This is a genomic window from Pseudescherichia sp. (assembly GCF_031987975.1).
Taxonomy (GTDB): domain Bacteria; phylum Pseudomonadota; class Gammaproteobacteria; order Enterobacterales; family Enterobacteriaceae; genus Pseudescherichia.
The window spans coordinates 261,488-284,301 of the sequence record NZ_DALZYX010000003.1 but is presented as its reverse complement, the minus strand read 5'-3'; the positions used below and the strand labels follow the sequence as shown (position 1 = coordinate 284,301).

The following is a 22,814-nucleotide window of genomic DNA, read 5'->3' as shown; positions in this document are numbered from 1 at the left end:
CGTGAAACATCAGAGACAACTTCGTCGCCGGGCAGTGGATGAGGCGGCGGAACTACCAGCGAACCTCCCTCCGCTGCTGCGGCGCTTATATGCCAGCCGCGGCGTGCGTTCGGCCGGGGAGCTGGAGCGCAGCGTAAAAGGGATGCTCTCATGGCAGCAGCTCAGCGGCATCGATAACGCCGTGGCGCTGCTCTATCGCGCCCTGCAGGAGGAGTTGCGCATCGTCGTGGTCGGGGATTTTGACGCCGACGGTGCCACCAGCACTGCCCTCAGCGTGCTGGCCCTGCGCGCGCTAGGCTGCGGAAACGTCACCTGCCTGGTACCGAACCGCTTTGACGACGGCTATGGGTTAAGCCCGGAGGTGGTCGATCAGGCGCATGCCCGTGGCGCGCAGATGATCCTGACCGTGGATAACGGTATCTCCTCCCATGCCGGCGTCGATCGTGCCCATGAGCTGGGGATCCCGGTGCTGGTGACCGATCACCACCTGCCGGGAGAGACGCTGCCGGACGCCGAGGCGATCGTAAACCCGAACCTGCGCGACTGCACCTTCCCGTCTAAGTCGCTGGCGGGGGTAGGAGTGGCGTTCTACCTGATGCTCGCCCTGCGCGCCCATCTGCGTGACCAGGGCTGGTTTGCAGCACGTGGTCTGGCCGAGCCTAACCTGGCGGAGCTGCTGGATCTGGTTGCTCTCGGCACGGTGGCCGACGTGGTGCCGCTGGATGCCAACAATCGTATTTTAACCTGGCAGGGGCTGAGCCGCATTCGCGCAGGCAAGTGCCGCCCAGGCATTAAGGCGCTGCTGGAGATCGCTAATCGCGACGCACAGAAGCTGGCGGCCAGCGATCTTGGCTTTGCTCTCGGCCCCCGGCTTAACGCCGCCGGTCGGCTCGACGATATGTCGGTAGGCGTGGCGCTGCTGCTCTGTGACAACGTGGGTGAGGCCCGGGTGCTGGCCAGCGAGCTGGATGCCCTCAACCAGACGCGTAAAGAGATTGAGCAGGGGATGCAGGCCGAGGCGCTGGCGCTCTGCGAGAAGCTGGAGCGCAGCAGCGAGACGCTGCCCGGCGGGCTGGCGATGTACCATCCCGAGTGGCATCAGGGCGTCGTTGGTATTCTCGCCTCGCGCATTAAAGAGCGCTTCCACCGCCCGGTAATAGCCTTTGCCCCGGCGGGGGATGGCCTGCTGAAAGGCTCTGGTCGCTCCATTCAGGGTCTGCATATGCGCGATGCCCTGGAACGCCTCGACACGCTCTATCCGGGCATGATGCTGAAGTTCGGTGGACACGCCATGGCGGCAGGTCTGTCGCTGGAGGCATCGCGCTTCGAGGAGTTCCAGCAGCGTTTTGGCGCTCTGGTCACCGAGTGGCTGGATCCCGCCCTGTTACAGGGTGAGGTAGTCTCTGACGGCCCGCTTGCGCCCGCCGACATGACGCTGGAGGTGGCAGAGATGCTGCGCGACGCCGGTCCATGGGGACAGATGTTCCCGGAGCCGCTGTTTGACGGACATTTTCGCCTGTTGCAGCAGCGTATTGTCGGCGAGCGCCATCTGAAAGTGATGGTCGAACCGGTCGGTGGCGGCCCGCTGCTGGACGGCATCGCGTTTAACGTCGATACCACTATCTGGCCGGACAACGGCGTGCGTGAAGTGAGCCTTGCCTATAAACTTGATGTTAATGAGTTCCGAGGTAACCGCAGCGTGCAGCTAATCATCGACGATATCTGGCCGATTTAGCATCACTTTCACTGTAAAAAAGGGCGCGAATCCGCTAAGATCCCGCCCTTATAACCGCATTTTGACTAGCGCAGAAAAGAATACAGCCATGTTTGAAATCAATCCTGTAAAAAACCGCATTCAGGACCTCACAGAGCGCTCAGACGTTCTTAGGGGGTATCTTTGACTACGATGCCAAGAAAGAGCGTCTTGAAGAAGTAAACGCCGAGCTGGAACAGCCGGACGTCTGGAACGAACCCGAACGCGCACAGGCGCTGGGTAAAGAGCGCTCCTCCCTGGAAGCCATCGTCGATACGCTGGATCAGATGCGCCAGGGCCTGGAAGATGTCTCCGGCCTGCTGGAGCTGGCCGTGGAAGCGGACGACGAAGAGACCTTTAACGAAGCCGTTGCCGAGCTTGACGTGCTGGAAGAGAAGCTGGCGCAGCTTGAGTTCCGCCGCATGTTCTCCGGCGAATACGATAGCGCCGACTGCTACCTGGATATTCAGGCTGGCTCCGGCGGTACGGAGGCCCAGGACTGGGCCAGCATGCTGACACGTATGTATTTGCGCTGGGCCGAAGCGCGCGGCTTCAAAACCGAGATTATCGAAGAGTCCGAAGGTGAAGTTGCTGGCCTGAAATCCGTGACCATCAAAATCATTGGCGATTACGCCTACGGCTGGCTGCGTACCGAAACCGGCGTACACCGCCTGGTGCGTAAGAGCCCGTTTGACTCCGGCGGTCGTCGTCACACCTCCTTCAGCTCTGCATTTGTCTACCCGGAAGTGGAAGACGATATCGATATCGAAATCAACCCGGCGGACCTGCGTATCGATGTTTACCGTGCCTCCGGCGCGGGTGGCCAGCACGTTAACCGTACGGAATCGGCGGTGCGTATTACCCACATCCCGACCGGATTAGTGACACAGTGCCAGAATGACCGTTCCCAGCATAAGAACAAAGACCAGGCCATGAAGCAGATGAAAGCAAAGCTTTATGAGCTGGAGATGCAGAAGAAAAATGCTGAGAAGCAGGCGATGGAAGATAACAAATCCGACATCGGCTGGGGCAGCCAGATCCGTTCTTACGTACTAGACGACTCCCGTATCAAAGATCTGCGCACCGGGGTTGAAACCCGCAACACGCAGGCGGTGCTGGACGGCAGTCTGGACCAGTTTATTGAAGCAAGTTTGAAAGCAGGGCTATGAGGAACCAACATGTCTGAACAACAAGCACAGGGCGCTGACGCGGCGGTCGATCTTAATAACGAACTAAAAACCCGCCGCGAGAAGCTGGCGCAGCTGCGTGAGCAGGGCGTTGCGTTCCCGAACGACTTCCGTCGCGATCGCACCTCCGATGCGCTGCACGCCGAGTTTGACGCAAAAGAGAACGACGAGCTGGAAGCGCTGAACGTGGAAGTGAGCGTTGCTGGTCGAATGATGACCCGCCGTATCATGGGTAAGGCATCCTTCGTCACCCTGCAGGACGTTGGCGGCCGCATTCAGCTGTATGTTTCCCGTGACGACCTGCCGGAAGGCATCTACAACGAGCAGTTCAAGAAGTGGGACCTCGGGGATATCCTCGGCGCGAAGGGTAAGCTGTTCAAGACCAAGACCGGTGAACTCTCCATCCACTGCACCGAGCTGCGCCTGCTGACCAAAGCCCTGCGCCCGCTGCCGGACAAGTTCCACGGCCTGCAGGATCAGGAAGCGCGCTACCGTCAGCGTTACCTGGATCTCATCTCCAACGATGAGTCCCGCAAGACTTTCAAAATTCGTTCCCAGATCATGGCCGGTATTCGTCAGTTCATGGTGGGCCGCGACTTTATGGAAGTGGAAACCCCGATGATGCAGGCGATCCCGGGCGGCGCGTCTGCACGTCCGTTCATCACCTACCACAACGCTCTGGATATGGATATGTACCTGCGTATCGCGCCGGAGCTGTATCTGAAGCGTCTGGTGGTCGGTGGTTTTGACCGTGTGTTCGAGATCAACCGTAACTTCCGTAACGAAGGCATCTCCGTGCGCCATAACCCAGAGTTCACCATGATGGAACTTTACATGGCGTACGCGGATTATAAAGATCTGATCGAGCTGACCGAGTCCCTGTTCCGCACCCTGGCGCAGGACATTCTGGGCACCACTCAGGTTCCGTATGGCGAAGAGACCTTCGACTTCGGCAAGCCGTTTGAGAAGCTGACCATGCGCGAGGCGATCGGGAAGTACCGTCCGGAGACCAACATGGCCGACCTGGATAACTTCGACGCAGCGAAAGCGCTGGCCGAGTCAATTGGTATTCAGGTTGAAAAGAGCTGGGGACTGGGGCGTATTGTCACCGAAATCTTTGATGAAGTGGCAGAGGCGCATCTGATCCAGCCGACCTTCATCACCGAGTACCCGGCAGAAGTCTCCCCGCTGGCGCGCCGCAACGACGAGAACCCGGAGATCACCGATCGCTTTGAGTTCTTCATCGGCGGACGTGAGATCGGCAACGGCTTCAGCGAGCTGAACGACGCGGAAGACCAGGCCCAGCGTTTCCAGGACCAGGTGGATGCGAAAGCCGCCGGTGACGACGAAGCGATGTTCTTCGACGAAGACTACGTGACCGCACTGGAGCACGGGCTGCCGCCAACAGCGGGCCTGGGGATTGGTATCGACCGTATGGTAATGCTGTTCACCAACAGCCACACCATCCGCGATGTGATCCTGTTCCCGGCGATGCGTCCGGTTAAGTAAGACGTAACACGTTAATCAGGCCCCGACGGTGATGAACTGCGGGGCTTTTTTTATGACGTGCGCCACCGGGCATCAATTCCCCTGAAATGTAAATCGCGGTGAAGACATTTAGCCTTCGGCGTATGGCTGCTATCATAAACAACCCCATAACAATTACCTGAGGATCCGTTTTGAGTGCAGGACGCCCGATGAGAAAACCGTTTCGCCTTATTATTTGCCTGATGCTGGGCATGCTGCTGGCCGCCTGTTCATCGAACAAGCTGTTGGATGAAGATGTCTACGTCGTAAAACGTGGCGATACGCTGTCGCGCATCTCGCGCCTGACCGGCACCAGCGTCAGGGATCTGGCGCGCCTTAACGGTATCTCTCCGCCCTATACCATTGAGATCGGCCAGCGGCTGCGAGTTAATGGTTCAGGTAAAAAAACCTCCGGTAAGCGCAGCAGCGGTTCCTCCTCAAGAGTCGTCACCGTGCCGCCAGCCTCCTGGCCACCGGTAGGGCAGCGCTGCTGGCGCTGGCCGACGAGCGGCACCGTGGTGCTGCCATACTCCTCGGCTGATGGTGGCAACAAGGGCATCGACATTGCCGGCTCACGCGGGCAAGCGATCTATGCCGCCGGGGCAGGGAAGGTAGTTTACGTCGGCAACCAGCTACGCGGTTACGGCAACCTCATTATGATCAAGCATAACGAGGACTACATCACCGCCTACGCTCACAACGACACGCTGCTGGTAAACAACGGCCAGAGCGTAAAAATAGGGCAGAAGATCGCCACGATGGGCAGCACCGATACCGATTCGGTGAAGCTGCACTTCCAGCTGCGCTACCGCGCCACCGCCATCGATCCAATCCGCTACCTGCCGCCGCAGGGTACTCCACCGAAGTGCTAACTGATTAATTAATCATCGGTTAGCCGCTATCTGCCTTGCCAGACGGTGCGTAAGGTTTATAATGCCTTACGCACCTCAAAGCGGGCGTAGTTCAATGGTAGAACGAGAGCTTCCCAAGCTCTATACGAGGGTTCGATTCCCTTCGCCCGCTCCAAACAAACCTTTCTCAAGTTATCTCAAGCTCTACAAAGCCCAGTAACCATAAGCATCTCAGGCTGATTTGATGATTTCAAGCTCTACATAGTTCTTGTGAAATTTACACATACAGTTGTATAGGAATGCGTATAGGCGGTTCGCCATCATTTGGAACTATGCACAATGCCAATTACTGATCTTGAAATCAGACGTTTTAAGTCGCGTGAGAAGCTCTATACGCTTAGTGAAGGTATCCAGATGATGGTTAATCTGATGAAAGGGATTATCCATCACAAGAACGGCGGCAATTACCTTTCAAAAAGTGCCATTTCACGTACCATCAACAGCAGGATGAATTATGCCCTATGCATTTCCTAAGCGGCTATAGAGCTCCTGTTGTTTCATCCACCAGCAACCATTCAGGGGGCACCATTAACCAGACCAACCACCACAACATAACCGCTGGTGGTGTGGATGCTGACGAGCTAGTGAGGCGTATCAAGCAGGAACAGTCAGAAGATATACATCAGGCACTGGGCATAACCATGACCGAGAAATTTTAACGCACCTGCCAGAGAAAAAATCACTTCGTAAATCATATCCTCCATACACTCCGCTCAAATATTTTTAAGCGGGCAGAGGCTCAATGAGCTTTAAATACATTTCTTTTGCTGGTGTAGGTAAGACCATATAAATATTCAGTTACGGACAGCTTCCTGATAGGATTAATCCGAAATTCTTAATTGGGATAGGGATATGAAGAAAACTTTGATTGCAACATTAGTGAGCATAACGGTGTTAACCGGGTGCGGGCCAAAAGAATTAACTCCAGAGCAAAAGCAGGAAGTTGCAGCTCTTAAGGCTGAGCTGTCCCAAACTGAGGGAGAAATCTCAGCAGCGAAAGAAGTCGATCAACAATTTTCTGGTGGACTGATCAAGAATTTAACCATCGCAAGACTGGAGGTTTTAGGAACGAATAAAGCTCTTTTAGAACAGCGTATAAATGCTATTGAGTCAGGTGCCAAAATTGAAGTCGTTGTCGCAGGTATCAAGCCAGACCCTGAACTTGCAGCTTCTATTAAAACTGATATGGATAACCTAACTGTAAAAATCAACGAAGCTAAAGCAGATGCCAGCCAGTACAGTGGCGGTTTGATACAGGTACTTAAACTATCAACCGTTGCTACTGAAGAGCAGAGCATGGCTATGCTGCAGCAAAAATATCTTACCGCTAAGTATGGGCTTGCTGAAGTTAAGCTGGCACCGGTTCAGAATAATGCCGCAACTGCCAGTACCAACAAGGAAGCAAGTGTTGAAACTCCACAAGAACAACCACCTCTGTTGCCCCCCGCTGAAGGCCCTTTCGGTCTTGAGGCTGGCCTGACCCAAAAAAATATCGAAGATATGATCGGGGCAAAGCTAAAGCCACTTCCAGACAGCGTGAATCTGTATACTTCCGATAAGTTACCAAAGCAAAACGCAGATTTTGAAATGTATGGTTTGTTGATCTCACCTAAAGCTGGCTTATGTCAAATCAGAGCTGTCGGTAAAAACATTGATACCGATAGTTATGGGATTGCTTTAAAATCCCGGTTTGAAGATTTGAGTAGTTCGTTAAGTTCGCTTTATGGAAAAGCTGACACCACTGACTTTGTACTGAATGGTTCAATCTGGAAAGAACCTCAGGACTGGATGATGGGGCTAAACAAAAAAGAAAGATTCTTATCAGCCACTTGGAAGGGAACAAAAGAAACACCAATCAAAAATAATATTGGTGCTATCTCTATCGAAGCCAGAGCCAACAGCTCTTCAAAGGGGTATGTCTACCTCCAGTACTCATTTATAAATGATGATGTCTGTCAGGAAGAGATTGAGGGGGCGAAAAAAAGCTCACTATAAAATAACCACCCCCATTCGAATGGGGGTGGTTTTATTAAAAGTCAGAAATAGTCATGTTATTCAATGAAGTATGAATGCTATCAATATACTCTATTCGTCTGTTCTGCTGCCTTCATTTTTCTCCAGTAAGGAATCTTTCGGGTTGGAGATACGTCTCCTCTCTCGCATTTCATCATCAGTCAGTAGATGATAGTTAATAATGCAATTTAATTTATAAAGATAATCGCTTGTATTTATTACGTCCTGAGGGATGTTTATTGATGATATGACTTTTTCAGCATTGATGCTTTTTAACGGATTTAACGTTTGCCATACTTGCAGGTAGAGCCGATGGTGCACTCTCACAAAATAAGGCATTGCAGAAAATATTCGATCGAATTGTGGGTGTGACATTCATTGGATTAGGATTAAGGTTGGCTCTTACTCGTCGTTAAAAATGAGGGGACATTTCTCCCCTTGTCTTATTCTCTCAACGCACTTAGCCACATCATTAACAGGTATAGTTGTTGTCCTGTCATGCCTAGTAATTTGACCCGTCTTCGGGCTTCTACGTTGCACAGCGCGAGCAGCTAACCCCATGTTTTAGGAGTGACTGTATGTAAATCAGCCCTTATGATTGCAATACATGCAAAGTCATAAGGATTGAGACGTGGATACAGTCGAGGAACTTAACGGAACATACTTCTATGCGGGACGTTCAAACCTCACCGCCTCCGAACTCTTTTTCATGGTGTTTGTTTTCAATACTGCTGATCAGTTCGGTATTAAGGATGTCGCCGCTGTTTATGCTCTCTATGCTGGTATGAATGACTAGACTACACGGACTAAACCTGGTACGGCGATTCCTGGAACCTCCAGACTATTGAAAGGTGTAAGGCGGGTATTTGGAAATAGAATGTTCCCGTTTGGGTTAAAGATGCCTACATGGATTGGCGGTTATACCCCGTGGACTGTAAAACGTAGGATGGTGAGGAAGATCGGAACGTGGGTAGGGCGAACTATCCCCCTCATAGGTGAAGTGATTCTTGTGGCTGATGTATCGCAGATCATCTACAACTCGATCACTGAATACAACACCATTGCACGGGGTAATGATAAGTTATGGTAGACGATATCGAAAAACGAGTAATCGAGATGTTCACTATCCGGGGTGGTACATATCTGTTCAGAAAAAAGAAATACGACACCTACACGGCAGAATCGAGCATTCATTTTGATGTGCAGCTTGATCAGGATGAGGTTGAAGAGTTGGTAGAAGACTACTCGAAAGAGTTCAACGTTGATATGTCGGATTTCCATCTTGAAACCTACTATCCTGAAGTCAGCTTCTCATGGAACCCGTTCAAAAAGCCTGAACCCGTGGATGTTCCAGATTTCACCATTGATATGTTTATCCAGTCTGCAAAAGCCGGCAGATGGTTGTACGAATGAGGGGGAGGCAAACTGCCCCTTACATTCATTTCATCGCACATACGTAATAAAGCAAACGTTTCACACAGTTTTCGTACCTGTTCAGCAGTTGCTTTAATTGGTCTGCCACAATGCTTACGTTCTAATTGAGCGCATTTGATTCCTGCTGTTCTACGTTCTGCTATTAGCTCTTTCTCCAGGCTGGCGAGTTCCGCCATCATGGTGAGCATCAATCGGGGCTCGAAAAATCGTGTTTCCCCCCCTTCAAGGGGGGTATCAAAGTCACCTGTGCTCGCTATTTCAGGCTCCTGCTTGATTTACTTTACCAGCAGCGAAATCAGCGGGCTGCCTTCCCGAATAAAAAGCGGAATCGTCTCCAGTTCGGCAGGAACCGAAATACGCTGCCCGCCCTGATAGCACTCTCCCTGTAAATTGACCCACTGGTGATCGCCCGGTAGCCAGACATCGCGCTGACGTTGACCGGCGTGCATAACCGGAGCGACCAGTAAATCACGGCCAAACAGATACTGGTCTTCGACCTGCCAGCTTTGCGCCTCGTCGGGATAGTGCCAGAAGAGCGGACGCATGAGCGGATCGCCGTGTTGATGCGCATTGGCGTAAAGTTCATCAATATAGGGGCGTAGCGCCTCGCGAACGCCCAGCCAGCGCTGCATAATCGCGAAGTTCTCCTCACCGTAGCTCCACAGCTCGTTGGGTGAACCGCTATCGCATTGAGGAATACCGTGGCGATAGCTTTCCGGCGGCTGGATCCGTGGCTCGCGGTAGCCGTGCATACGCAGGACCGGACAGAACACCGCCCATTGGAACCAGCGGATCAGCAGTTCGTGAAATTCGGGATCGTGGATGTTGCCGCCCTGGAAACCGCCGATATCGGTGGTCCACCATGGAATGCCCGCCAGTCCCATGTTAAGCCCGGCAGCCAGCTGATTGCGGAACGAATGGAAGGAGGAGTGAACGTCCCCAGACCACGCGAGTACCCCGTAGCGTTGGCTGCCTGCCCAGCTACAGCGCACCAGGTTGACGATCTCCTTTTCGCCTTCTGCACGCATGCCATCGTAGAAGCCCTGAGCAAAATCGCGCGGATAGCGGTTGCCTACTTCCAGTACCGGTCCAGCGTGGTAGCGATAGTTATCGAAGTCATAGGCACGATACTCCGGCTCGGCTTCATCCAGCCAGAACAGCTTGATCCCGTAGTCAAAATAGTTTTTCTTCACCGTATCCCAGACAAACTGCCGCGCCTGCGGGTGGGTGGCATCAAAGAAAGTGGTATTGCCCATAAAATCCAGGTTGATCTGCACGCCGCGATCGCTGGTCACCAGCCAGCCTTTGGCTTTCATCTGCGGAAATAGCGGGCTACGCGCTTCCACGGTCGGCCAGACCGAAACCATTAGCCTGATGCCCATGGATTCCAGCTCTTCGACCATCGCCTGCGGATCCGGCCAGTCGGTAGGATCGAAACACCAGGTACCCTGATTCGGCCAGTGGAAGAAATCGATAACCATCACCGACAGCGGCAGGTTGCGACGGTGATATTCGCGAGCGACGTCCAACACCTCCTGCTGGGTGCGGTAGCGCAATTTACACTGCCACAGGCCGCTGATAAATTCCGGCGCGGCGGGCGGCGTACCGGTGGCTTTGGCATACTGGCGGGTCATCTCCATCACGTTATCACCGGCAGTTATCCAATAGTCCATCTCCTGGGTGACACGGGCGGTCCACTGGCTGTGGTTTTTCGCAAAGCTAGCCTCGCCAATGGCCGGATTATTCCATAACAGGCCATAGCCGAGGCTGGATTGGACAAACGGCACGCTGGCCTGCGAGTTGCGCTGCGCCAGCTCCAGAGCGCAGCCTTTCAGATCCAGCCAGGGCTGCTGGTACTGTCCCATGCCATACAACCTTTCTTCATTGCGGGCTTCAAAACGTACCGTCAGCTGATATTTACCGCCGGGCAGCGGTTTAAATTCTCGTCCATCCAGCTTCAGGGCGCTGACGTACTTGTCCTGGCTTTTTTCGCTGGCACCGATGCCAACCGTAGAGCGCTGTCGCCACATCTCTTCCAGCAGCAGCTCGCCGTGCTGATTGTAAAATGCCAGCTGGCCCTTAAGGTTCAATACCGCGGTGATGTTGCCGTTGCGCAGCGTCAAGGTTTCAGCATCCCGAATAATGTCGGCCTGGCATGATTCTGGCGTCAGCAGAGCGTGAAGCTCAGAATTAAACTCCGGCGCGCAGGTGGCGCGCACCCGCAGGCTATGCTTGCCCCAAGGCTCAAGACGTAAAATCTGTCGTTCGAAGCGCCATTCGATGGCGTTAGCGTGCTCAATTAATTCGCTCATGGAGAGGTCATCCTTTCACAATAGATTGCATTTTAGCCAAATTGATCTCCTGCATAGTCTGGTCATCAAGCTTGTACCAGCGCAGGGTGGCGAAAGCCGCCAGAGAGAGCAGTCCCGGGACGATGGTGAAGAGGGCGACGATGCTGTGCATTGCCAGCGACGTCTGTTCCGGCGCGTTGGCGACGTAGCCGCTGAAGGCCAGGGTCCAGCCGACAATGGCACCGCTGAGCGCCATTCCCAGTTTGAGGACGGCGAGGAAGGTGGAGAAAATGATGCCATCCATACGTTTGCCCTGACGCCATTCGCCATAGTCGGCGACGTCGGCCATCATCACCCACATCAGCGTGGTGGTCGCCTGATAGAGCGTCGAGACAATAAACGTTAGCGGAACCAGGACGAAAACGGATTTCGGGGCAAAGAACAGGGCGATGCTGAGCACACCTGCCAGTACCGCACAGTAGCCGAACATCTGCACTTTATTGAAGTTGCGGGTAAGACGCTTGGCCAGCAGGCTCCCAGCGGCTTTGCCAAGGATATGCGCGGCGAGCATCCACATGAAATAACTGGCGCTGCCGAGGTAATAAGTGACGAAGTACATCATTGCCCCAAGGCGGATCACGCCAAAGCCAATGTTGGTTACCACGAGCACCGCGACGACGCGCCATTGATCGTTACGCAACAGATCCCGTAGTTCGGCCAGGTAGTTATTGTGAGTGGCGGGCGCCTTAATACGTTCGCGGGTATTGGCAAAGCAGATCCAGAACATAATCACCGCCGCGCTGGCCATAATCGCCATCGCCCAGCGATAACCTGCCAGCTTATCCGCGCCGCCCAGGTATTCCGCCAGCGGCATCATGAAAAATGTCGACATTGCACCGCCAAGGGTGGCAAGGAAGAAGCGCCAGGACTGTAGGGAGATGCGCTCGTCGTTATCAGGCGTAATCACTGCACCCATCGAGCAGTAGGGGATGTTGATGGCGGTATACATCAGCATCATAAAGGTGTAGCTAATGCTGGCGAAAATCATTTTACCGGTCATATCCAGCGATTGCGGTACGGCATAGGTCAGAAGGCAGCTCAGGCCAAAGGGTAGGGCCAGCCACAGCATCCATGGGCGAAATTTTCCCCAGCGGGAGCGGGTACGGTCGGCCATATAGCCCATCGCAGGGTCGATAATGGCATCGGCGGTGCGGGCAAGCAGAAACATGGTTCCGACGAATGCGGCCGGCAGACCCACCACATCGGTATAGTAAAACGTGAGAAAAATAATTACGTTATCTAAACCAACATGGCTAGCCATATCCCCAAGGCCATAACTGATCTTCTCTTTACGGGTAACTTTAGTTGTCATTGATGTCACCAGGTGTCGTTAAGGTACGGGTTCTATAATCAGGAACCATAGTGTGGTTGAAGCGGGAGGGTTAACAATTGCGGGATTTAACATCTGGGTTACGTAAAGTGCTTTCCGTGATACCGGTAACAAGATTGCTATAATCGAATGCCACACTATCTGGACAGGTTCAGTAGTAGTTAAATTATGATAATGTCCCGTAGAGATGATCTTATACGAGGCAAACAAACACTGTCACTTCCCCGCAACCCATACTGCTCAAACTCAATCACCTCCCGAACCTTTATATTGGTTGCTATCGACTGAAATCATGGAGTTAGATCATAGATTGCGTATAAAGTAGTCGTTATGATTGTATTTCACACAGCGTTAATAAGGACTTTAGAGGATGGAAAGCGCAACGGATTTGGCAAGGGAGATGCTCTCCGCACTGGATCTACAAGATGAAGGAATGTTGGTTGCATATATTAAGGGCTTTGTTCACTTCCCGGTTAACCTGTATTACCTCGCTTATGATTTCATCCATACCGATGACAGACGGCAAAACATGGACGATGACATGAGGCTTGCGGAGTTGGTCGAGCGTGCAACGTCAAATAAGCACATCAACTTGGTCGCAAGAGCGGTGAATGTGTTCGTTGACGATTTCATGAAGCACGTCAATATGGCTGACATAGCAAAGAAAGTGGCAGAGGACACTATAGCTTCAACACTGGGGAGTTATACCTTTGGCGAGCTTACCGGATTAAAAATAGGCAAGCTGATTTCTTCACGGATCACCGTATCAATCGCCTTTAGCATGTCTATCAGCACGTTGTTAATGATTGGAGGTGGCGCTTCCAGGGCTATACATGCTTCCAGATCCCTTAAAACGAGTAATTACGGCGTATACCGTACGCTGAAAGATCTCGGTGATTTGGATCTCCTCTATTTTGCCATTCAAGACCGGGTTAAACCATTTGAGAAAGCAACCAAACTTTCGAGGGAGAATCCCGCGCTCTTCAATCAGGCGGTAGAGTATTTTTTCAACGGCCTGTAAGCGCTTATTTTTTTGTCTGTCGATACAGTAGCCAGAAAATTAGCCCCATGACGATAGTGAACATCCAACGCCCTAAAATGAACATGTAAGCGTACTTATCCCCAATCGATTCGGGGAACGCGCTGAACATGAGGATCACGTTAGAGATTGCTGACGTTATAGCGAAGAGGGCAGAAACTATGATCCCTGTCCAAATCAGGAAAGTTAGCCGTTTTTTCATTCTTGATTTCCTTATCAATCATCTGGTTTATCCCTTCGCAAGTGTACTTAATCGACAATAACGAGTAAACGGGCATATATAACTATGCCATCATATAAGGGTAGGTTAAGTGTCGCTAAAGAAAAAAAGGGACGTTGCGCCCCCCTAATCATTCTAGTAAAGCCCGTAACATCGATTCATAGCGCGCCTTCATAATATGTATCCATGACAATTTTTTGATTGTACTGGATTGAGCAAGCTACCATCCCGCTATTCGTGACTCAAGCTTACAGTGGGGGGAAGGATGGTTAATGCAGGTGCGCATAAGGCGGGATGGGGATCGCTCTCCGGCTGGCTTAACGGTTTGCTTGGGGTGATTATCTTTAGCGGCTCGCTGCCCGCTACCCGTGTTGCCGTACTCAATATAGATCCCTTTTTTCTGACGTTTCTGCGCGCCTCGATTGCCGGTCTTGTCGCGGCCGGACTGATTGCTGGCTTTCGTGAAAAACGTCCGCATCGGTCGCAGCTTGTGCCGCTGGTTATCGTTGCGCTGGGCTACGTGTCGCTGTTTAGCATGCTTATCGGATTTATCTTCTGGTATAAGGGACTGGCCCTTGGCGGCATCGCTGCCGTAGGACAGCTGCAACTGTTGCAGCCATTTATCGGGCTTGGCTTATCCGCCACGCTGTTGCACGAATCCGTCGATCCGCTGATGCTCGCCAGCACGCTGGGTGTGATCCTGTGCGTGGCCGGATCGCGGAGATTTGCCCGCTAGCTCCGGCCATTAACGATCATACTATCCGGGCATACTGCAACATGACCTGTAGCAGCACGTTTGCCCCGGCGGTGACGTGCTCCGGCGAGGCGTACTCGATCTCGTTATGGCTAATCCCATCCTTGCAGGGAATGAAGATCATTCCGGTGGGAGCCAGATAGCTCATATAGACCGCATCGTGTCCGGCTCCGGAGACGATCTCGCGGGCAGGGTAGCCCAGCCGCTCAGCCGCCTCGGCAATTGCCGCCTGGCAGGCGGGGTGGAACGGGGCGGCCGGATAGTGGCTTACCTCTTTTAGCGCGATCGCCATGCCGCTCTCCTGCTGAACCCGGGCGATAAAATCACGCAGCTGGCGATCCATCTCATCTACCGCCGCATCGCTGATATTGCGCATATCAATGGAAAAGGTGACCTCCCCCGGCACCACGTTGCGGCTGTTGGGGTAGACCTGCACCATCCCGACAGTCCCGCGTCCCTCCTCGCTGCGCCCGGCGATGGCGACCACCTCCTGCATGATGCGGGTGGCGATCTGCAATGCATCCTGACGCAGACGCATCGGCGTCGGCCCAGCGTGGGACTCCTGGCCGGTGACCACGCAGTCGTACCAGCGAATGCCCAGTACGCCTTGAACCACGCCAATCACTTTCTCTTCATCTTCCAGGATCGGACCCTGCTCGATGTGCGCCTCAAAGTAGGCACCTACCGGATGGTCCCCCGGCGTCTGGCTGCCAACGTAGCCAATCCGCGCCAGCTCCTCTCCTACGGTTTTGCCCTCGGCATCTTTCGCCGCGTAGGCCTCCTCCAGTGGCAGAACCCCCGCAAAGACGCCGGAACCCATCATCACCGGCACGAAGCGCGATCCCTCCTCATTGGTCCAGAACACCACTTCAATCGGCGCTTCGGTGGTTATCTTCAGATCGTTAAGGGTGCGTACCACCTCCAGCGCCGCCAGCACGCCGTAGTTGCCATCAAACTTGCCGCCGGTGGGCTGAGTATCGATGTGGCTCCCGGCAACTACCGGGGGCAGCATCGGGTTGCGGCCTTCCCGGCGCATAAAGACATTACCGATCTTATCCACGGTGATGCTCAGGCCAGCATCTTGCGCCCAGCCGATCACCAGCTCCCGCCCCTGACGATCGAGATCGGTCAAGGTCAGCCGACGGCAACCCCCCTTCGGCGTCGCGCCAATCTCCGCCAGGGTCATTAATGAATCCCATAGCCGCTCGCCGTTAATGCGGCAAACCGTTGTATCTGCCACCGGGGTAAACAGGACATCACTGCTCATGGTTGTCTCCTTGCATAAATGAAGCGGCCAGATCGACCAATAAACGATCGCTACCGCGTGGACCCAGAAGTGAAATACCCAGCGGCAGGCCACCCACCTGCGTGACTGGCAGCGTGACCTGTGGACGTCGGGTCATGACCGAAATCAGTAAAATATCGTGGGAGAGCCGACGTACCGCCTCAATCTCATCCGCCTGGGCGGTGAGCAGCGGCGCGCCGTCGGGCACGGTGGGCAGAACCAACACCGCGTCGCCAAGCTGCTCTTCCCACCAGGCGGTAAATTGATCTCGCAGCTGGCAGGCAGCCTCAAATTGCGCCGTGGTCACCGCTTTCCCCCAGAAGAAACGCTCACGTACATCCGGCCCCAGTTGCAGGCCGTAGCGCTCAATGGTCGCTCCCTGCGACTGCCACGCTTCGTAGCCTTGGATCTGGCGGAAAGCGAGATAGATCTCCTCAACCTCCGGCAGCGGAGAGTTCAGGCTTGTAATGTCGCCAAAGTGGCTAGCCAGCCGCTGGCGAACGGGAAGCAGCGCCTGCTGGCTGTGCGGCGGCAGGCGGGAGAATAGCCCTTCATGGCAGGCCAGCTTTACCGTTGATGTGGCCAGACTATCGTTGCCCAGCAGACAATCCGCGACCGCTTTAAAAACTTCTGGAGTGCGGGCGAAGAAACCGCAGGTATCCATGGTGGCGCAGAGTGGCTGACAGCCATCAAGGGAGATGCGCCCGTGGGTTGGGCGCAGACCGTACAGGCCGCAGTAGCTGGCTGGCGTGCGTACCGAGCCGCCGGTATCGGTGCCGAGGGCAAAGTCACACACGCCGTTAGAGACCGCCGAGGCCGAACCTGATGACGAGCCGCCGGGAATATGGTCTGGCGCAGCGCCGTTGCGCGGCCAGCCGTAGTGAACGTTATGGCCGCTCATGGAGTAGGCCAGCTCGCTGGTATGGGTTTTACCCACGAACCGCGCACCGCTGTTTAGCAGACGCTGCACCACCGGTGCGGTGTGGCTCTTAATCCCTGAGAGCGCAAGCAGATGCGGGTTACCGCCTCCGGTCGGATAGCCTGCAACATCGAACAGATCCTTAACGGCGAAGGTCATGCCGCTCAGCGGCCCGCTGGTGGCGTGCGGTACCGGGTAAGCCGGGTAGGGCATAAAGGCGTGAATATCATCCTGCATGTTGGCTCCTCTGGATTATGACGTAAACAGGTTCAGGCGTAGCTTGCCTGGCGTTCGGAGGTGGCTGCCAGCTCTCGCCAGCGATGACAGCTCACTACGTGACGCTCGGTTACCTGCTCGGTAGCCGGCTGGCTCTCGGTGCAGGCGGGCAGGGCGTGGGGGCAGCGATCGGCAAAAGCGCAGCCTGCGGGCAGGCGGGAAAGATCCGGCGGCGAGCCGGGAATGCAGTGCAGGGCATCGCCTTTTTTCAGTCCCTCTTTGGGACGGCTGCCGAGCAGAACCTGGGTGTAAGGGTGGCGCGGATGGTGCAGGATCTCCGCCATCGACGCCTCCTCAACAATGCGTCCGGCGTACATCACCGCCACGCGGTCGGCGATCTCTACCGCTGCGCCAATGTCGTGGGTGACAAAAATGATCGACAGATCGCGCTGCTTTTGCTGCTCGCGCAGCAGGATCAGGATCTGGATCTGCACCGTGGCGTCGAGGGCGGTGGTTGGCTCGTCCGCCAGCAGCAGCTGCGGATTGCATGACAGGGCAAGGGCGATCATTGCCCGCTGGCGCATGCCGCCGGACATCTCGTGGGGGTAAGCATCCAGCCGCCGCTCGGGGCTGGGGATCCGCACCTGACGTAGCGCGTCGAGCGCCCGCTCCCTTGCCGCCTGCCGGGAGAGTCCCTCATGGCGACGCAGCCCCTCAACGATCTGCTGACCAACGGTATAGACCGGATCGAAGGCCAGCAGTGGCTCCTGGAAGATCATTGCGCACTGCGCGCCACGATAGCGCCGTAGCTGGGAGGCGCTCATGGTCAGCACGTCCTCATTGCCGACCCGTAGCGTTCCGGAGAGCAGGCTGTTTTTTGGCGGATGCAGGCGCATCAGCGCCCGCAAAGTGACGCTTTTGCCCGATCCCGACTCACCGATCAACGCCATCACCTCGCCTTTACGCACGTCAAACGAGACGCCGTTCACCGCATTGATCGTCTGGCCCTCGCGGCGAAACTCAACCCGCAGATCGCGGATATGGACAAACGCTTCATGCGACATAGCTTACCTCCTGAACAGCGATATCCCGATGCCAGGGCGAACCCGGCTGCGCCATCAGGCAGGCGCTCTGATGCCCGTCACCCACGCTCTCTAGCCTGGGTTTAACCTGCGCGCACACTGCTTTGGCATGCGGGCAGCGGGTATGAAACCGACAGCCGGAAGGCGGGGAGATCGGGCTGGGCGGATCGCCACTCAGCGGTGACGTCAGGGTGCGGTTATGCGGATCCATCGACGGCATCGAACTGAGCAGAGCGCGGGTATAGGGGTGAGCGGAGGCGGTAAAGAGCTGCTCTGCCGGGCCGATCTCTACCACCTCACCGAGATACATCACCAGAATGCGATCCGACAGCCAGCGCACCACGTGCAGATCGTGGCTGATAAAGACATAGGTCAGCTCCAGAGTGCGCTTAAGCTCCTGCAACAGCTGCAATACCTGAGCCTCAACCGACTTATCCAGCGCGGATACCGCCTCGTCGAGGATCACCAGCCGCGGCTTCATTGCCAGGGCGCGAGCGATATTCACCCGCTGGCGCTGGCCGCCGGAAAGCTCATGCGGATAGCGGTGGGCAAAGCGTCCCGGCTCCAGGCCGACGTGGGCGAGCAGATAGCGAGCATACTCGCTAGCCTCTTTGGCGCTGATGCCGTGCACGCGCTGGCCAAAGGCGATACTCTCCTCCATCGTCATGCGTGGGTTGAGGGAGGCATAGCTGTCCTGAAATACCATCTGCACCTGGCGGCGATAAGCCTTCATCGGCAGATGTGTCGATCCCACTGCCAGCCCATCGAAGATCAGCTCTCCGCTGTCTTGATTGAGAAGCTGCATCAGCAGGCGTGCCGTGGTGGATTTACCGCAGCCCGACTCGCCCACTACGCCAAGGGTTTCGCCTTTCACTACCGTAAAGCTGACGTCATCTACCGCCTGCACTACGTCATGCTTCTTGCCGCCGCCGGAACGAAAATACTTCAACAGATTATGGACTGTCAGCAGCGGCTGCGCTGGCCCGCCCACGTCAACATTCACAAAAGGTTGCATCGCTTACTCCTTAATCGCCATTGCCGCACGCAGGCGGTCCGCGAGGATGTTGAACGAGATGGAGGTGATAAAGATCATCAGGCCTGGCAGGGCCGCCACCCAAGGCTGGGTGTAAATAGCCGTGCGCAACGTATTGAGCATCAGGCCCCACTCCGGCTCTGGCGGACGCACCCCCAGTCCCAGAAACGACAGCCCGGAGGCGAGGATCATACAGACGGAGATCAGCCCGGTAGAGAAGACGAAGATCGGCCCCAGCACGTTGCCCAGCACCTGGACGCGGATAATGGTGAGGGCGCTGGCACCGGTGGCGCGGGCAGCGTCGATATAGTCCATATGCCGCACCTGGGCGGTAACGCTCTCAGCAATGCGCGCTACCTGCGGGACAAACACCAGGGTCAGCGACAGCAGGGCATTACCGATCCCCGCACCCATCGCGCCCGACAGGGCAATGGCCAGCAGTACCGACGGGAAGGCGTAGAAGACATCCACGGTACGCATAATGATGGTGTTGGTTTTCCCCCCCGCGTAGCCAGCGATAATGCCGATCGCACCGCCGATGAAAAAGGCGAACACTACTGGAACAATCCCCATAAACAGTGACAGACGGGTACCGAGGATCAGGCGTGAGAGCATATCCCGCCCCAGCTCATCGGAGCCGAGAGGAAAGCCGTCGGTGCCAATGGGCTTCAGACGCAGGAACATTGAGGTCTGGTAAGGATCTTTTACAATCAGCCATGGGCCAAACAGCGCCAGGGCCAGCAGCAGCAGAATGATCGCCCCGACGATCACGCCGCCGGGATCGCGTAGCAGACGACGGAAGACGCCGTGCCAGTAACCCTGGCGAGTGGGCAGCGTCAGGGAAGCGGGGACGGCTTTCGTGGTTGCAGTATCCACCATAATCAGCTCCTCTTGATGCGCGGGTCGAGGGTGGTTTGCAGGATATCCACCAGCAGGTTGAGCAGAACAAAGAACAGCGCCAGTACCCAGATGGTTCCCTGCAGCAGCGGCAGGTCACGCTGGAAGATGGCGGTATTGAGCAGCAGGCCGGTGCCGGGCCAGGAGAAGACCGTCTCCACCAGGATCGAGCCACCCATCAGGTAGCCCACCTGCAAGCCCATCACCGCCAGTGCGGTAGGAGCGGCATTCTTCATGACGTGGAGAAAGATACGCGACTCGTTCAGCCCGCGAGCGCGCAGGCCCACGATAAACTCCTGGCTGAGAATATCGGCCACCTGTGAGCGCACGGTACGGGCAATGATGCCGGTCGGGATCACCGACAGAGTAATGGCTGGCAGCAGCATGAATTGCAGATGCGCCCAGTCCCACTGCCAGCCCACTTCGCCAATCGGCCCGCCGCCGGTGGCAGGGAGCAGGGCAAGCTTGACGCTGAAGGCGATGACCAGCAGCATCCCCAGCCAGTAATGCGGGACGCTGACGCCGAAGACTGACAGCACTGAAGCGAGACGATCGATAATGCTGTTGCGGAAGTACCCGGCAACGAAGCCGAACAGGCTGCCCAACACAAAGCCGATAATGGTCGCCAGCAGCGCCAGGCGCAGGGAGTAAGCGACCGCCGTCATCACCTCATCGATCACCGGTCGCCCGGTGGCCACCGACATGCCGAGATCGCCCTGCAACGCCCGCCACAGCCAGTTGACGAACTGCAGCGGCAGCGGCTTATCGAAGCCGTAGGCCTGCAGTAGCGTCTGGCGCAGGGCTTCCGAGGCGTCCGGCGGCATCACCGAGACCAGCGGATCCCCTGGTGCAATCTGCACCAGCATAAAACAGATCACGGCGACCCCCAGCATGGTGGGTACGGCCAGCAAAATGCGGTATAGCAGCGTATTGATCATCTTTTGCCCCCGTTGCGATTACTCTTTTTTGCTCACCAGACTGAGGTCGATAAACCAGCTTTGCGGTTGCACCACTCCGGTGACCGCAGGCGAGATCGCTCGCGGCCCGACGTCATGAGCTACAAACAGGAATGGCACCTGATCTACTATTGCAGCGTGCAGCTCTCCGGCAGCCTTATCCATCTCTGCCGGGGTGAAGGCGTGCTTCACTGCCGTGGCCAGCTTCTCTGTTTCCGGCGTAGAGAAGTAGCCCCAGTTCACCGCCAGCGGCGGGAAGGCTTTGGCGGTGGCGAAACGGATCATGCCGAAATAGGGATCGTTGACCGCAGCGCTAACGTTGATCGCATCGATCCCTTTGCCGGACTGATCTTTTGCCCCAAGACGCCAGTTGGTAAACAGGGTGTTCCACTCGTTGACTTTAAGATCGACGTTGAAGAAGCAGCTTTTCAGGCTCTGCTGGATATATTCGTTCATCGGCAGGGGCTGCATCTGGCCGGATCCGGAGGCGGAGGTGGCGACGGTGACGTGCAGCGGCTTGCTTTCGCTAAACCCGGCCTCGGTCATCAGCTTGCGGGCGGTATCGGGATCGTACTTGATCTGGAAGGTGGGCTTGCCGCGCCATGGGCTATCGGCTTCATAAACGCCGGTCGCCTCAGCCATGTAGCCGCCAAGGTAGCTCTTCAGCTCGGCGCGGTTGAGACACAGGTTGGCGGCTTTGCGCACGCGGATATCTTTCCACGGCGATCCCTCCGCAAAAGAGAATTGCCACGGCCAGAGATGCGGCTGGGTATTGGCGTAGATTTTAAAGCCCTGGGCTTTGATCTGATCCACCGCGTCGGGGGCCGGGGCTTCAATCCAGTCCACCTGCTTTGAAAGCAGAGCGGCGGTGCGGGCGTTAGCTTCCGGGAGGGGGATCAGCACCACTTTATCCACGCGCGGCACGCGATCTTTATTCCAGTAGTCGGGATTCTTACTAAGGATCAGCTGCTGGCGCGGCACCAGTTTTTCCAGCTTAAAGGGACCGCTGCCGACGGCGTGGGCGGCAAACTCCGTCCAGGCTTGCTTACTGCGGGCGGCGGTATCGCCGGTAGCGGCAGGAACCGCATCGTAAAGTTTCTGCCAGGCAGTCGGTGAGACGATAAACAGGTTAGTGATGTTATAGGGTAGCAGCGCATCCGGTTCGGACGTCGTGAGGGCGACGGTATGGTCATCTACCTTCTCGACGCCTGCGAGAGTCGGCATGCGGGAGAGGGTATTGCCGATCTGTCCCGGCGCGTACTGCGGCGCGCTCTTATTCAGCACCTTATCGACGTTCCAGACGATGGCATCGGCATTCACCTCGGTACCGTCGTGGAACTTCACTCCCGGGCGCAGCGTAAAGATCCAGCGGCTCTGGTTCTGCGGATCAACGTGCCACTCGGTGGCCAGACCCGGCACAATCCCGCTGGGCTTTTCGCCCTGGGAGAGATCCCACTCCACTAGCGCATCGTACAGCGGAATACCGGTAAATCGGTTACCTTCAAAGCCCTGATCCGGCTGGCCGAAGGTTAAGGGAATATCTGCGGCGGTCATAGCGATCCGCAGCGTTGAGGCATGGGTCTGAAAGGTGGAGAACAGCGCCAGCGCCCCAGAAACAGCAACGGCGATACGGCATTTACGCAAGAGTACGGTATTCAGCATCACAGGGTCCCTGTTAAATAGAGTGTCGTTTTTTAACAGGCAAGATACATACCAGTTCTGAATTTCCTGAAAATAGCCGTGAGCCGGGCCATAAAATAGAAATGACTTATCGTAGGCTGCGGATTTGTCCTGCGAAATAAAATAACCTTATGTTTATGCACCCTATATGGGAATTGTGTTGCGGAATTGCACCAGCAGGCGTTTTCTCTCTTTTTTACTGGCGTAATATAGTTACGCTCCGGTAT

General features: G+C 55.5%; 17 protein-coding genes, 1 tRNA gene and 2 pseudogenes. 10 read left to right on the top strand and 10 right to left on the bottom strand.

Annotated elements, in window-relative coordinates:
* The first annotated feature begins 1 nt into the window (after position 1).
* The 8 genes and pseudogenes from recJ to RTN40_RS07110 all read left to right on the top strand — a co-directional run bounded on the left by recJ (position 2) and on the right by RTN40_RS07110 (position 8,804).
* Entirely contained in the window at positions 2-1,735 is a 1,734-nt protein-coding gene (recJ, locus tag RTN40_RS07145; protein WP_312227857.1) for a single-stranded-DNA-specific exonuclease RecJ, read from the top strand.
* 88 nt (positions 1,736-1,823) lie between these two features.
* Positions 1,824-2,922 (top strand): peptide chain release factor 2 gene (gene prfB, locus RTN40_RS07140; RefSeq protein ID WP_312212947.1). Its coding sequence is split into 2 segments (ribosomal slippage): positions 1,824-1,898 and positions 1,900-2,922, totalling 1,098 coding nucleotides; the frame shifts between segments, so codons are not numbered across the junction.
* Between the two features lie 9 nt (positions 2,923-2,931).
* Positions 2,932-4,449 carry a lysine--tRNA ligase gene (gene lysS / locus RTN40_RS07135; protein WP_312227856.1) on the top strand — a complete coding sequence of 506 codons (1,518 nt, stop codon included), beginning with the start codon at positions 2,932-2,934 and terminating at the stop codon, positions 4,447-4,449.
* 188 nt (positions 4,450-4,637) lie between these two features.
* On the top strand, positions 4,638-5,339 hold the full coding sequence (actS, locus tag RTN40_RS07130; RefSeq protein ID WP_312227855.1) for an amidase activator ActS: 702 nt from the start codon (positions 4,638-4,640) through the stop codon (positions 5,337-5,339).
* 80 nt (positions 5,340-5,419) lie between these two features.
* Positions 5,420-5,493: transfer RNA gene (locus RTN40_RS07125), tRNA-Gly, on the top strand.
* Positions 5,494-6,230: 737 nt separating this feature from the next.
* Positions 6,231-7,373: a hypothetical protein gene (locus RTN40_RS07120; RefSeq protein ID WP_312227854.1), complete on the top strand. Its 1,143-nt coding sequence runs from the start codon at positions 6,231-6,233 to the stop codon at positions 7,371-7,373.
* Positions 7,374-8,022: 649 nt separating this feature from the next.
* Positions 8,023-8,481, top strand: a pseudogene (locus tag RTN40_RS07115) (STM2901 family protein).
* Positions 8,475-8,804, top strand: coding sequence for a DUF1493 family protein (locus tag RTN40_RS07110; protein WP_312227853.1), 330 nt, complete (start codon positions 8,475-8,477; stop codon positions 8,802-8,804). Before RTN40_RS07115 ends, RTN40_RS07110 begins: the two are co-directional and overlap by 7 nt.
* A 65-nt stretch (positions 8,805-8,869) precedes the next feature.
* Here RTN40_RS07110 and RTN40_RS07105 read toward each other — a convergent pair.
* From RTN40_RS07105 to RTN40_RS07095, 3 genes and pseudogenes are all read right to left on the bottom strand, one after another.
* Positions 8,870-9,019: pseudogene (locus RTN40_RS07105) on the bottom strand (recombinase family protein); the annotation flags it as partial.
* An 81-nt stretch (positions 9,020-9,100) separates the two neighbouring features.
* A complete protein-coding gene (locus RTN40_RS07100; protein ID WP_312227852.1) occupies positions 9,101-11,137 on the bottom strand; it encodes a TIM-barrel domain-containing protein in 2,037 nt (678 codons plus the stop codon).
* 7 nt (positions 11,138-11,144) lie between these two features.
* Positions 11,145-12,488 carry a glycoside-pentoside-hexuronide (GPH):cation symporter gene (locus tag RTN40_RS07095; RefSeq protein WP_312227851.1) on the bottom strand — a complete coding sequence of 448 codons (1,344 nt, stop codon included), beginning with the start codon at positions 12,486-12,488 and terminating at the stop codon, positions 11,145-11,147.
* A 388-nt stretch (positions 12,489-12,876) separates the two neighbouring features.
* On the opposite strand from RTN40_RS07095, the gene RTN40_RS07090 reads away from it, so the two are divergent.
* Positions 12,877-13,527 (top strand): hypothetical protein, encoded by a 651-nt coding sequence (locus RTN40_RS07090; protein ID WP_312227850.1) that lies wholly within the window; start codon positions 12,877-12,879, stop codon positions 13,525-13,527.
* 503 nt (positions 13,528-14,030) lie between these two features.
* A complete protein-coding gene (locus RTN40_RS07085) occupies positions 14,031-14,501 on the top strand; it encodes a DMT family transporter (RefSeq protein ID WP_312227849.1) in 471 nt (156 codons plus the stop codon).
* A 16-nt stretch (positions 14,502-14,517) separates the two neighbouring features.
* On the opposite strand, the gene RTN40_RS07080 is transcribed toward RTN40_RS07085, so the two are convergent.
* The 7 genes from RTN40_RS07080 to RTN40_RS07050 are packed head-to-tail and all read right to left on the bottom strand — an operon-like array spanning position 14,518 to position 22,569.
* Positions 14,518-15,786 (bottom strand): Zn-dependent hydrolase, encoded by a 1,269-nt coding sequence (locus RTN40_RS07080; RefSeq protein ID WP_312227848.1) that lies wholly within the window; start codon positions 15,784-15,786, stop codon positions 14,518-14,520.
* A complete protein-coding gene (locus RTN40_RS07075; protein ID WP_312227847.1) occupies positions 15,776-16,960 on the bottom strand; it encodes an amidase in 1,185 nt (394 codons plus the stop codon). Before RTN40_RS07075 ends, RTN40_RS07080 begins: the two co-directional genes overlap by 11 nt.
* Before the next feature lie 32 nt (positions 16,961-16,992).
* Positions 16,993-18,003 (bottom strand): ABC transporter ATP-binding protein, encoded by a 1,011-nt coding sequence (locus RTN40_RS07070; protein WP_312227846.1) that lies wholly within the window; start codon positions 18,001-18,003, stop codon positions 16,993-16,995.
* Positions 17,993-19,036: an ABC transporter ATP-binding protein gene (locus RTN40_RS07065; RefSeq protein WP_312227845.1), complete on the bottom strand. Its 1,044-nt coding sequence runs from the start codon at positions 19,034-19,036 to the stop codon at positions 17,993-17,995. The genes RTN40_RS07070 and RTN40_RS07065 overlap by 11 nt, the downstream gene beginning before the upstream one ends.
* 3 nt (positions 19,037-19,039) lie before the next feature.
* Positions 19,040-19,933: an ABC transporter permease gene (locus tag RTN40_RS07060; protein ID WP_312227844.1), complete on the bottom strand. Its 894-nt coding sequence runs from the start codon at positions 19,931-19,933 to the stop codon at positions 19,040-19,042.
* Between the two features lie 2 nt (positions 19,934-19,935).
* Positions 19,936-20,889 (bottom strand): ABC transporter permease, encoded by a 954-nt coding sequence (locus RTN40_RS07055; protein ID WP_312227843.1) that lies wholly within the window; start codon positions 20,887-20,889, stop codon positions 19,936-19,938.
* Between the two features lie 18 nt (positions 20,890-20,907).
* Positions 20,908-22,569, bottom strand: a complete 1,662-nt coding sequence (locus tag RTN40_RS07050; RefSeq protein ID WP_312227842.1) for an ABC transporter substrate-binding protein — start codon at positions 22,567-22,569, stop codon at positions 20,908-20,910.
* Between the last annotated feature and the right edge of the window lie 245 nt (positions 22,570-22,814).

Bases quoted from the DNA above. Each gene is read 5' to 3' on its own strand.
- RTN40_RS07110 (WP_312227853.1), top strand. From the start codon at position 8,475: ATGGTAGACGATATCGAAAAACGAGTAATCGAGATGTTCACTATCCGG.
- RTN40_RS07085 (WP_312227849.1), top strand. From the start codon at position 14,031: ATGGTTAATGCAGGTGCGCATAAGGCGGGATGGGGATCGCTCTCCGGC.
- RTN40_RS07120 (WP_312227854.1), top strand. From the start codon at position 6,231: ATGAAGAAAACTTTGATTGCAACATTAGTGAGCATAACGGTGTTAACC.
- RTN40_RS07095 (WP_312227851.1), bottom strand. From the start codon at position 12,488: ATGACAACTAAAGTTACCCGTAAAGAGAAGATCAGTTATGGCCTTGGG.
- RTN40_RS07075 (WP_312227847.1), bottom strand. From the start codon at position 16,960: ATGCAGGATGATATTCACGCCTTTATGCCCTACCCGGCTTACCCGGTA.
- RTN40_RS07070 (WP_312227846.1), bottom strand. From the start codon at position 18,003: ATGTCGCATGAAGCGTTTGTCCATATCCGCGATCTGCGGGTTGAGTTT.
- actS (WP_312227855.1), top strand. From the start codon at position 4,638: ATGAGAAAACCGTTTCGCCTTATTATTTGCCTGATGCTGGGCATGCTG.
- lysS (WP_312227856.1), top strand. From the start codon at position 2,932: ATGTCTGAACAACAAGCACAGGGCGCTGACGCGGCGGTCGATCTTAAT.
- RTN40_RS07065 (WP_312227845.1), bottom strand. From the start codon at position 19,036: ATGCAACCTTTTGTGAATGTTGACGTGGGCGGGCCAGCGCAGCCGCTG.
- RTN40_RS07080 (WP_312227848.1), bottom strand. From the start codon at position 15,786: ATGAGCAGTGATGTCCTGTTTACCCCGGTGGCAGATACAACGGTTTGC.
- RTN40_RS07050 (WP_312227842.1), bottom strand. From the start codon at position 22,569: ATGCTGAATACCGTACTCTTGCGTAAATGCCGTATCGCCGTTGCTGTT.
- RTN40_RS07060 (WP_312227844.1), bottom strand. From the start codon at position 19,933: ATGGTGGATACTGCAACCACGAAAGCCGTCCCCGCTTCCCTGACGCTG.
- RTN40_RS07100 (WP_312227852.1), bottom strand. From the start codon at position 11,137: ATGAGCGAATTAATTGAGCACGCTAACGCCATCGAATGGCGCTTCGAA.
- RTN40_RS07055 (WP_312227843.1), bottom strand. From the start codon at position 20,889: ATGATCAATACGCTGCTATACCGCATTTTGCTGGCCGTACCCACCATG.
- RTN40_RS07090 (WP_312227850.1), top strand. From the start codon at position 12,877: ATGGAAAGCGCAACGGATTTGGCAAGGGAGATGCTCTCCGCACTGGAT.